This is a genomic window from Sphingomonas sp. G-3-2-10 (genome assembly GCF_012927115.1).
Classification (GTDB): domain Bacteria; phylum Pseudomonadota; class Alphaproteobacteria; order Sphingomonadales; family Sphingomonadaceae; genus Sphingomonas.
In genome coordinates, this window is the sequence record NZ_JABBFY010000002.1 from 827,371 (window position 1) to 836,830 (window position 9,460).

Consider the following 9,460-nt stretch of genomic DNA (forward strand, 5'->3'; position numbering starts at 1 on the left):
GGTTTTACCCGAAACGGTTCCGCAGCGCGAGCATCGCGAGCGCGGCGCGGGCCGCATCGCCGCCCTTGTCCTTCTCGTCGGGCTTTGCGCGAGTGAGCGCCTGCGCTTCGTTCTCGACGGTGAGGATGCCGTTGCCGATCGGCAGCGAATCCATCGCCAGCGCCATCAGGCCCCGTGCGCTTTCGTTCGAGACGACTTCGAAATGATAGGTCTCGCCGCGGATGATCACGCCGAGCGCGACATAGGCGTCGTAGCGGCCGCTTTCCGCCGCCATCGCCACTGCGCCGGGAATCTCGAGCGCGCCGGGCACGGTCACCGTCTCGTGCGTATGGCCTTCGGCTTCGATCGCGGCGCGGGCGCCGGCGATCAGCAGGTCGTTCAGATGGGCGTAGAAGCGCGCCTCGACGATCAGGACATGGGCCAACTCAGGTCTCCGGATCGATCGCGCGTTCGCCGACGATCGACAGACCATATCCGTCGAGGCCGACCAGCGTATGGTGGGTATTGGTGAGCAGGATCATGTCGTGGACGCCCAGTTCGCTGAGGATCATCGCGCCGACGCCATAGTCGCGCAGCTCCTCCATATCGGGCTCCCGGACGCCGTTGCGCATTTCCAGCGCGACGCTGAACGCGTCGTTGCGGCGCTTGTTGATCGCAACGATCACGCCCGATCCTTCCTCGCCGATGATCTGCATCGAGCGTTCGAGCAGGCCGGTGCGCCCACCCGCTTCGCCGAAAATATCCGACAGCGGCGATACGGCGTGCATGCGAACCAACGTAGGCTTGGACGGATCGATCTTGCCCTTGAGCAGCACCATCTGATCGGTCTCGGTCGCCTTGTTCCAGAAGGCGATGGCGGTCCAGTCGCCGCCCCACTGGCTGGTGAAGCGCGATTCGGCGCGGCGCTCGACAAGGTGATCGTGGCGGCGGCGATAGGCGATCAGATCGCGGATCGTGCCGATCTTGAGATTGTGGAACTGGGCGAAGGAGACGAGATCGTCCATCCGCGCCATCGTGCCGTCCTCGTTCATGATCTCGCAGATCACGCCCGCGGGATTGAGGCCCGCGAGCCGCGCGACGTCGACCGCCGCCTCGGTATGGCCCGCGCGGACCAGCACGCCGCCGTCGCGCGCAACCAGCGGGAAGACATGGCCCGGCGTCACGATATCGGTCTTGCCCTTCGACGCATCGATCGCAACCGAGATGGTGCGGGCGCGATCCGCCGCCGAAATGCCGGTGGTGACGCCTTCGCGCGCTTCGATCGAAACGGTGAAGGCCGTTTCGTGGCGCGTGCCGTTGGCGCGGCTCATCAGTTCGAGGCCGAGCGTCTCGACCCGGTCCTTGGTCATCGCGAGGCAGATCAGGCCCCGGCCGAACTTGGCCATGAAGTTGATCGCATCCGGAGTCGCCATCTGCGCCGGGATGATGAGGTCGCCCTCATTCTCGCGATCCTCGTCATCGACCAGGATGAACATGCGGCCGTTGCGGGCTTCATCGATGATCTCCTCGGGCGAGGAGAGGAAGGCGTGCTTCAAACGCGCCAGTTCAGGCTTTGCCACGAAGAGACTCCATCCGCTGCAGGTAACGGGCGAGCACGTCGATCTCGAGATTGACGGCCTGCCCGGCAGCGATCGTATTGAATGTAGTGACGTCCGCGGTGTGCGGAATGATGTTGAGGTGGAATTCCACGCTATCCGGCGTGTCTTCCACCGCGTTGACCGTCAGCGAGACGCCGTCGACGGTGATCGAACCCTTGGGCGCGATATAGGGCGCCATGTCCTTGCCCGCCGCGATCACGACGTGATGCGATCCGCCGATTTCCTCGACCAGCTTCACCGTGCCGATGCCGTCGACATGGCCGGTGACGATATGCCCGCCCAGTTCGTCCCCAAGGCGCAGCGCGCGTTCGAGGTTGAGGCGGCGGCCCTGTGTCCACATCGCCGTAGCGGTGCGCGAGACGGTTTCGCCCGAAACGTCGAAGGCGACCCAGCCGGGCCCCTTGTCGACGACGGTGAGGCAGACGCCCGAGCATGCGATCGACGCGCCCAGGTCGACGGTGGCGGTATCATACACGGTCGAGACCCTCACGCGCAGGTCGCCCTGCGTGCCAGCGGCTTCGATCGTGCCGATATCGGTGACGATTCCCGTAAACATCAGCGGGCCGCGTAGACCTCCAGACGGTCGCTGCCAAGCGTCCGCGAATCGGCGAGCCGCCATCGATCATGCGCGGAGGCCAGATCGGTGAGACCGATATCGCCCAGCGCGGCCTTTCCGGAGCCGATCAGGATCGGCGCGCGATAGAGGAGAAGACGGTCGACAAGGCCTTCGCGGAGGAAGGCCGAGGCGGTTTCGGCGCCGCCTTCGACGAGAAGGTGATCGACGCCATCCAGGGATGCGATCGCCGCGGCGGTATCGATCCGTTCCCAGCCGTCGGGCGAGCCGGCGGTGCGGGAAAGCAGGACGCGGCGCGGCGAACGCATCTCAAGCCCCGGCAATCGCACATCGAGGCGCGGCGCATCGGCATCATAGGTCCCGCGTCCGACCAGGATCGCTTCGTGCCGGGCGCGCTCGAGGTGCGCGTGCGCGCGCGACTCGGGGCCAGTGATCCAGCGGCTTTCGCCCGAGGCGAGCGCGATGCGGCCATCGAGCGAGGTCGCCAGCTTGAGCGTCACCAACGGGCGGCCCCGCGCCTGCCGGGTGAGGAAGCCCGCCATCGCTTCGCGGGCCTGTGCCTCCAGCACATGCTCGGTGACGCGAATGCCGGCCGCGCGGAGGCGCTGTGCCCCCTTGCCGTTGGTGCGCGGATCGGGATCGCCCAGCGCGATCACTACTGCGGAGACGCCGGCGGCGACCAGCAGGTCCGAGCAGGCCGGACCGCGTGCCGACTCATGCGCGCAGGGTTCGAGCGTGGTATAGACAGTTGCGCCGCGCGACTTTTCGCCGGCCTGGGCCAGCGCCATCGCTTCGGCATGGGGGCGGCCGCCGGGTTGGGTCCAGCCGCGCCCGATGACGCGACCATCCTTCACGACCAAGCAACCGACATTGGGATTGGGCGCGGTTCGCCCCCGGCCGCGTTGCGACAGGGCAAGCGCGGCGGCCATCCAGCGCGTGGGGCCGCTCAGAGTCCCCAAGACTTCAGACCGTCGTCGATCTTCTTGAACTCGTCGCGTCGCGCCTTGCGCTTCTTTTCGAGTTCGGCGTCACGCTTGTCCTTCTCGACCTTGTCGATCGCCTGCTGTGCGCGGATTTCCTCGTCGGAGCGGTCGAGCCGCCAGTCCTTCACCCAGATGATGTCGGGCCGCTTCCATTCGCGCTCGGCCCGCGAGTCGAGATAGAAGGCGACCATCACACCGATCGTCAGGCCGAGCGAGGGGATCAGCATCCACAGCTCGTGCTTCTTCCGCGTGGCGATGAACTGGCGGAAATCGCGGAACGCCTGAACCGGCGAGAGGAACCTGAAAATGCGCATGTGCGGCGAGAGATAGGGATACGGAGGCTCAGGAGCCAGCCCCCGTATCCCTTTTGACCGTACGGCGCCGGCACAGCCCGCGCCGGCCGGACCCGAAATCACTGTCCGGTCATCTCGAAGCGGACGTTCATCGTCTTCCAGCTTTCCTGCGGCTCGCCGCCGCGCGTGGCGGGCTTGAATCGCCATTTGGCCAGCGCGTGACGGCGGGTCGCCTCGTAAAAGGCGGTGCTGGTCGCGCGGATCTGCTCGACGGCCTTCACCCGCCCGTCGGTGCCGATCAGCACCCGGACCGAGACGGTGCCGTCGCGGTTCATCCGGATTTCCTGCCCGGGATATTCGGGCTGGAACTGGCTGGCATAGCGCGGATCGGGCTGGGCGGCGATCAGCGGCGGGATCGGCTTGGGCGGATCGGGAATCACGTCCGCCGTGCCCTTGGGCTCGCCGAGCGCGGGCAGCGCCGGTTCGGCCGGACGCTCGGTGGTGGTCGTGACCGGATTCTCGGAAACGACCGGATGTTCGACCGGGGGCTGGTAGATCAGCGTCTCGCGGACTCGCTCATGACTCTCCGGCTTGGGCTGCGGCTTTTCGGGCGGGGGCGGCTCGTCGATCGGGATCTGCTCGCCGATCAGCACCGTCGGCGGCTTCATGCCGATGATGTTGGGCGCGATCAGAAACACCATCGCACCGATGATCGCGCCGTTGACCACCATCGCGAAGCCCAGCCCGGCAGGATTGATGCCGAAGGGCAGCGACGAACGATTCGCGTACATGTCAGGCCTCCTTCTCCACGTGCCGGCCTTCCCGGCTACGTTGTGATGATACAACGTTACATACCGAACGTAAAGCGGGGATGAAGGATGCCGGGACGCGTCGATTTTCTAGCGGGACGAGAGGCGCTGGATCGTCCGTTCGCGGCCGATCAGCGGGAGCAGGGCTGCCATGTCCGGGCCATGATCGCGCCCGGTCAGCGCCTGACGCAGGGGCAGAAACAGCGCCTTGCCCCTGCGGCCGCTCGACTCCTTGAGCGCGCCGGTGAGCTGCGCCCAGGCATCCGCCGACCAGTCGAGTCGCGCGGCGGCTTCGGCGGCTTCGGCGAGGAAGCCGCGATCCTCTTCGGCGACCTGCGCATCGACCGGGCCTTCGACCACCGACCACCACGACACCGCATCGGCGACGGTCGAGAGATTGGGCCGGATCGCGTTCCACGCGGCTTCGCCCATCCCCGCCGGCAGGCGCGACGCCACGGCGTCGTAACCGAGCTGGTGGACGATCTTCGCGTTGAGCCCGGCAAGCTCCTCCTCGTCGAACCGCGCGGGCGCGCGGCCGAACCGCGCGAAGTCGAAGCCGGCGATCAGCGGCGCGGGATCGGCGAAGGGTTCGACGGGATCGCTGGTGCCCAGCCGCGCCAGCAGCGCGACCAGCGCCTGCGGCTCGATCCCCGCCTCGCGGAAATGATCGCAGCCGAGCGAGCCGAGCCGCTTGGACAATTTGCCTTCGCTGCCGGTCAGCAGCGCCTCGTGCGCGAAGGCCGGCGCCGCGCCGCCGAGCGCCGCGAACATCTGAAGCTGGCTGGCGGTGTTCGACACATGGTCCTCACCACGCACGACATGGGTGATGGCCATATCGATATCGTCGATCACCGAAGGCAGCAGATAGAGCCAGCTGCCATCGGCGCGGCGCACCACCGGATCGCTCATCGTCCGGGGATCGAAGCGCTGATGCCCGCGAACCAGATCGTCCCATCCGATCATGACGTCATGATCGAGCAGGAAGCGCCAGTGCGGCGTGCGCCCCTCTGCTTCATGGGCAGCACGCTGGGCGTCGGTGAGCTTCAGCGCGGCGCGGTCGTAAACCGGCGGCAAGCCGCGCCCGAGCAGCACCTTGCGCTTGAGATCGAGTTCCTGCGGCGTTTCGTAGCAGGGATAGACCCGGCCGGCGGTCTTGAGCAGGGTGAAGCGGTTCTCATACAGCGCGAAGCGCGCCGACTGGCGCTCCTCGCCATCGGGGTTCAGCCCCAGCCATGCGAGATCGGCGCGGATCGCATCGACGAACGCCTCTTCCGACCGCTCGCCATCGGTATCGTCGATCCGCAACAGGAAGCGCCCGCCATTCGCCTTTGCGAACATCCAGTTATGGAGCGCTGTACGCAGATTGCCGACATGGAGACGGCCGGTCGGGCTGGGCGCGAAGCGGGTAATTACGGTCATGAGGACCCGTTAAGCAGCATTGCTGCCTTGCGCCACAGGGATCGCGCAGTAAGTGGAGCGTCACGCTATCGTCACAAGAGACCGATCCTCATGAAGCTGATGTCCGGCAACTCGAACCTGCCGCTCGCCAAGGCGATCGCCGATTATCTCGAGATTCCGCTGACCCAGGCGAATGTCCGCCGCTTCGCCGACGAAGAGATCTTCGTCGAGATTCTCGAGAATGTGCGCGGCGAAGACGTGTTCGTGCTGCAGTCGACCAGCTTCCCTGCGAACGACAATCTGATGGAGCTGCTGATCATGATCGATGCGCTGCGCCGCGCATCGGCCAAGCGGATCACCGCGGTGCTCCCCTATTTCGGCTATGCCCGCCAGGACCGGAAGCCCGGCCCGCGTACCCCGATCTCGGCCAAGCTGGTCGCCAACATGATCACTACCGCCGGCGCCGATCGCGTCCTTTCGGTGGATCTCCATGCCGGCCAGATTCAGGGTTTCTTCGACATCCCGACCGATAATCTGTTCGGTGCACCGGTGATGAGCGAGGACATCAAGTCGCGCTTCGGCGACAAGAACCTGATGGTCGTCTCGCCCGACGTGGGCGGCGTGGTCCGCGCCCGCGCGCTGGCCAAGCGGCTCGACAACGCGTCGCTGGCGATCGTCGACAAGCGCCGCGAGCGCGCCGGCGAATCCGAAGTGATGAACATCATCGGCGACGTCGAGGGCCGCTTCTGCATCCTGATCGACGATATCGTCGATTCGGCGGGCACCCTGTGCAACGCCGCCGCCGCGCTGAAGGCGGCGGGCGCCGAGGACGTGGTCGCTTATTGTACGCATGGCGTGCTCTCGGGCGGCGCGGTCGCCCGGGTCGACGGTTCGGCGCTGGCCGAGCTGGTGATCACCGATTCGATCGGCAACCATGCCGTGATCGCCGACAGCGACAAGGTGCGGCATTTGACGATCGCCCCGCTGCTGGCCGAAGCGATCCGCCGGATCGCCGATGAATCGTCGGTGTCGAGCCTCTTCGACTAAAGCACGGCCTCGGCGATCAGCCCGGCGCCGACCAGCACCATCAGCCAGTAGATCGCGGTGTAGAAGCGCGCCGGGTCGATTTTGCGCACCAGCCAGACCCCCGCAAAGGTCGATGCGATCGCCAGCGGCAACAACGCGGCGGCGGTGAGCAGGTTCGCGGCGGAGAACTGGCCGAGCGCGAAATAGGCCGGGACCTTGATCCAGTTGACCACCGCGAAAAACACCGCTGTGGTCCCAACCAGCAAGGCCGGCGCAAGATTGCGGGGCAGCACCCAGAGCTGGAACGGCGGCTGACCGGCATGCGCGACATGGCTGGTGAAGCCCGAGGCGATGCCGAACAGCGCGCCGAACCATTCGGGCAGCCTGGCCGTTTCGCGCGGCGTCGCATGCCGCTCCGCCCACAGTCGATACAGGCCGAACAGGACCGAGATCAGCCCGACCACCGCCATCACCGCTTCGGGCGTCACGCTGGCTGCGAACCAATAGCCCAGCAGCACGCCGATCGCTGCGCCGGGCAGCATCCAGCCGAGCACGGTCCAGTCGACCGTCTTGCGGAAGGCCCAGACGCCGACCACGTCCTGCACGATCAGGATCGGCAGCAGGATCGCAGCAGCGCGCACCGGATCGATCGCCAGAACCAGCATCGGCAGCGATAGTGCGCCCATGCCGGAGAACCCGCCCTTGGCCAGCCCGAGCAGGATCACCGCCGGAATCGCCAGCGCATAGAAATGCCAGTCGGTGATCATGCGTCTTTGCCAAGACCTCCGGCGTCAGCCCGGTTCCGCTTCAGTTCGGCCTTCAGCACCTCGGCGCGCGGGGCGTAAAGGAAACCGAAGCTGACCGTACCGTTCTTACTCTCCACCGCGTGATGCAGCCGGTGCGCCTGAATGATCCGCTTCATATAGCCCGAGCGCGCGACATAGCGGTGCTTCACGCGCTGATGGACGATGACGTCATGGAAGCCGAAATAGATCGCCCCATAAGCGGCCACGCCTGCGCCGATCCACGTAAAGCCGGGCCACCAGCCCAACTGTACGCCGCCCAGCAACATTACGAACGAGGGCACCGCGAAAATCAACGCGTAAAGATCGTTGAGCTCGAACATGCCGGGCCGGTCGCGATGGTGGCTTTCGTGGAGAAACCAGCCCCAGCCATGCATCACCCAACGGTGCGCGACATAGGCCACGCCCTCCATGACGAGGACGGTGAACGCGAACAGGGCGATGCCGGGCAGCCAATGCATATATGGGATATAGCCCAGCTATGCTGCACCCGCGAGAGTGCAGGGGTGGATTCGCGTTTCCGGCTGTGCTTTAGGCGGCGCAACTCCCGATTTCCTTATTCAGAGAAGGCGGCGCTCCCCATGAACATCCACGAATATCAGGCCAAGGAACTGCTGGCGAAGTACGGCGCACCGATTGCGCAGGGCTTTGCCGCCTTTTCGGTCGACGAAGCCGTCGAAGCCGCGAAGAAGCTGCCCGGGCCGCTTTTCGTCGTGAAGTCGCAGATCCATGCCGGCGGCCGCGGCAAGGGCAAGTTCAAGGAACTGGCGCCTGAAGCGAAGGGCGGCGTCCGCCTCGCCTTCAACCTCGACGAAGTGAAGGCGCACGCGACCGACATGCTGGGCAACACGCTGGTCACGATCCAGACCGGCGAAGCCGGCAAGCAGGTCAACCGCCTGTACATCACCGACGGCGCCGACATCGCCAAGGAATTCTACCTCGCGTTGCTCGTCGATCGCGCCAGCAGCCGCGTCGCATTCGTCGTTTCGACCGAAGGCGGCATGGACATCGAGGAAGTCGCTCATTCGACCCCCGAGAAGATCAAGACCTTCTCGGTCGATCCGGCCACCGGCTTCCAGCCGCACCACGGCCGCGCGGTTGCGGCGGCGCTGGGCCTGACCGGCGATCTGGCCAAGCAGGCGGCCAAGGTCGCGCAGTCGCTCTACAACGCGTTCCTCGCCACCGACGCCGAGCAGATCGAAATCAATCCGCTGGCGCTGACCGAGCAGGGCAACCTCCTCGTGCTCGACGCCAAGGTCGGCTTCGACGGCAACGCGCTGTTCCGCCACAAGGACCTGGTCGAGCTGCGCGACGAGACCGAAGAGGATCCGGCCGAGCTGGAAGCCTCGAAGTACGACCTGGCGTACATCAAGCTCGACGGCGACATCGGCTGCATGGTCAACGGTGCGGGCCTCGCGATGGCGACGATGGACATCATCAAGCTGAACGGCATGTTCCCGGCCAACTTCCTCGACGTCGGCGGCGGCGCGAGCAAGGAGAAGGTGACCGCGGCGTTCAAGATCATCCTTCAGGATCCGAACGTGAAGGGCATCCTCGTCAACATCTTCGGCGGCATCATGAAGTGCGATATCATCGCCGCCGGCATCGTCGAGGCCGCGAAGGAAGTGAACCTCTCGGTTCCGCTGGTCGTCCGCCTCGAAGGCACCAACGTCCAGGAAGGCAAGGACATCCTCGCCAATTCGGGTCTGCCGATCGTTGCGGCAAACGATCTGGGCGACGCAGCAAAGAAGATCGTGGCCGAGGTGAAGCAGGCAGCCTGATAGGCTAAGCCTGCCCTTTGGCGCTGGCCCGCTTTCCTCCCCGGGAGCGGTTCGGACACAGGAGTGGATGCGATGAAGCTATTGGTGCCGGTCAAGCGAGTGCTTGACTATAATGTGAAGCCCCGGGTGAAGGCGGACGGGACGGGCGTCGATCTGGCGAACGTGAAGATGAGCATGAACCCGTTCGACGAGATT

General features: G+C 65.7%; 11 protein-coding genes and 1 pseudogene. 3 read left to right on the forward strand and 9 right to left on the reverse strand.

What is annotated here, in order from left to right:
* Window positions 1-4: 4 nt before the first annotated feature.
* From ribH to gltX, 7 genes are all read right to left on the reverse strand, one after another.
* Window positions 5-424, reverse strand: coding sequence for a 6,7-dimethyl-8-ribityllumazine synthase (ribH, locus tag HHL13_RS20665; RefSeq protein ID WP_169557795.1), 420 nt, complete (start codon window positions 422-424; stop codon window positions 5-7).
* 1 nt (window position 425) lies between these two features.
* A complete protein-coding gene (gene ribB, locus HHL13_RS20670) occupies window positions 426-1,559 on the reverse strand; it encodes a 3,4-dihydroxy-2-butanone-4-phosphate synthase (protein WP_169557796.1) in 1,134 nt (377 codons plus the stop codon).
* Window positions 1,546-2,154 carry a riboflavin synthase gene (locus HHL13_RS20675; RefSeq protein ID WP_169557797.1) on the reverse strand — a complete coding sequence of 203 codons (609 nt, stop codon included), beginning with the start codon at window positions 2,152-2,154 and terminating at the stop codon, window positions 1,546-1,548. Before HHL13_RS20675 ends, ribB begins: the two co-directional genes overlap by 14 nt.
* On the reverse strand, window positions 2,154-3,101 hold the full coding sequence (gene ribD / locus HHL13_RS20680; protein ID WP_169557889.1) for a bifunctional diaminohydroxyphosphoribosylaminopyrimidine deaminase/5-amino-6-(5-phosphoribosylamino)uracil reductase RibD: 948 nt from the start codon (window positions 3,099-3,101) through the stop codon (window positions 2,154-2,156). Before ribD ends, HHL13_RS20675 begins: the two co-directional genes overlap by 1 nt.
* 17 nt (window positions 3,102-3,118) lie before the next feature.
* Window positions 3,119-3,469, reverse strand: coding sequence for a hypothetical protein (locus HHL13_RS20685; protein WP_169557798.1), 351 nt, complete (start codon window positions 3,467-3,469; stop codon window positions 3,119-3,121).
* Window positions 3,470-3,567: 98 nt separating this feature from the next.
* Window positions 3,568-4,239: an energy transducer TonB gene (locus HHL13_RS20690; protein WP_169557799.1), complete on the reverse strand. Its 672-nt coding sequence runs from the start codon at window positions 4,237-4,239 to the stop codon at window positions 3,568-3,570.
* Between the two features lie 108 nt (window positions 4,240-4,347).
* The gene (gene gltX / locus HHL13_RS20695; protein WP_169557800.1) at window positions 4,348-5,676 is read right to left on the reverse strand and encodes a glutamate--tRNA ligase; all 1,329 of its coding nucleotides are present in this window, start codon (window positions 5,674-5,676) and stop codon (window positions 4,348-4,350) included.
* Window positions 5,677-5,766: 90 nt separating this feature from the next.
* Here gltX and HHL13_RS20700 point away from each other — a divergent pair, with 90 nt between their 5' ends.
* Window positions 5,767-6,702 carry a ribose-phosphate pyrophosphokinase gene (locus HHL13_RS20700; RefSeq protein ID WP_169557801.1) on the forward strand — a complete coding sequence of 312 codons (936 nt, stop codon included), beginning with the start codon at window positions 5,767-5,769 and terminating at the stop codon, window positions 6,700-6,702.
* Here the strand turns inward: HHL13_RS20700 and HHL13_RS20705 are convergent.
* Both HHL13_RS20705 and HHL13_RS20710 read right to left on the reverse strand, forming a co-directional pair.
* The gene (locus HHL13_RS20705; RefSeq protein ID WP_169557802.1) at window positions 6,699-7,448 is read right to left on the reverse strand and encodes a sulfite exporter TauE/SafE family protein; all 750 of its coding nucleotides are present in this window, start codon (window positions 7,446-7,448) and stop codon (window positions 6,699-6,701) included. The two genes, HHL13_RS20700 and HHL13_RS20705, sit on opposite strands and share 4 nt — an antisense overlap.
* On the reverse strand, window positions 7,445-7,945 hold the full coding sequence (locus HHL13_RS20710; protein ID WP_169557803.1) for a sterol desaturase family protein: 501 nt from the start codon (window positions 7,943-7,945) through the stop codon (window positions 7,445-7,447). The genes HHL13_RS20705 and HHL13_RS20710 overlap by 4 nt, the downstream gene beginning before the upstream one ends.
* A gap of 120 nt (window positions 7,946-8,065) precedes the next feature.
* On the opposite strand from HHL13_RS20710, the gene sucC reads away from it, so the two are divergent.
* Together sucC and HHL13_RS20720 are read left to right on the forward strand one after the other, a co-directional pair.
* Window positions 8,066-9,265, forward strand: coding sequence for an ADP-forming succinate--CoA ligase subunit beta (gene sucC, locus HHL13_RS20715; protein ID WP_169557804.1), 1,200 nt, complete (start codon window positions 8,066-8,068; stop codon window positions 9,263-9,265).
* Window positions 9,266-9,337: 72 nt separating this feature from the next.
* Window positions 9,338-9,460: pseudogene (locus HHL13_RS20720) on the forward strand (electron transfer flavoprotein subunit beta/FixA family protein); the annotation flags it as partial.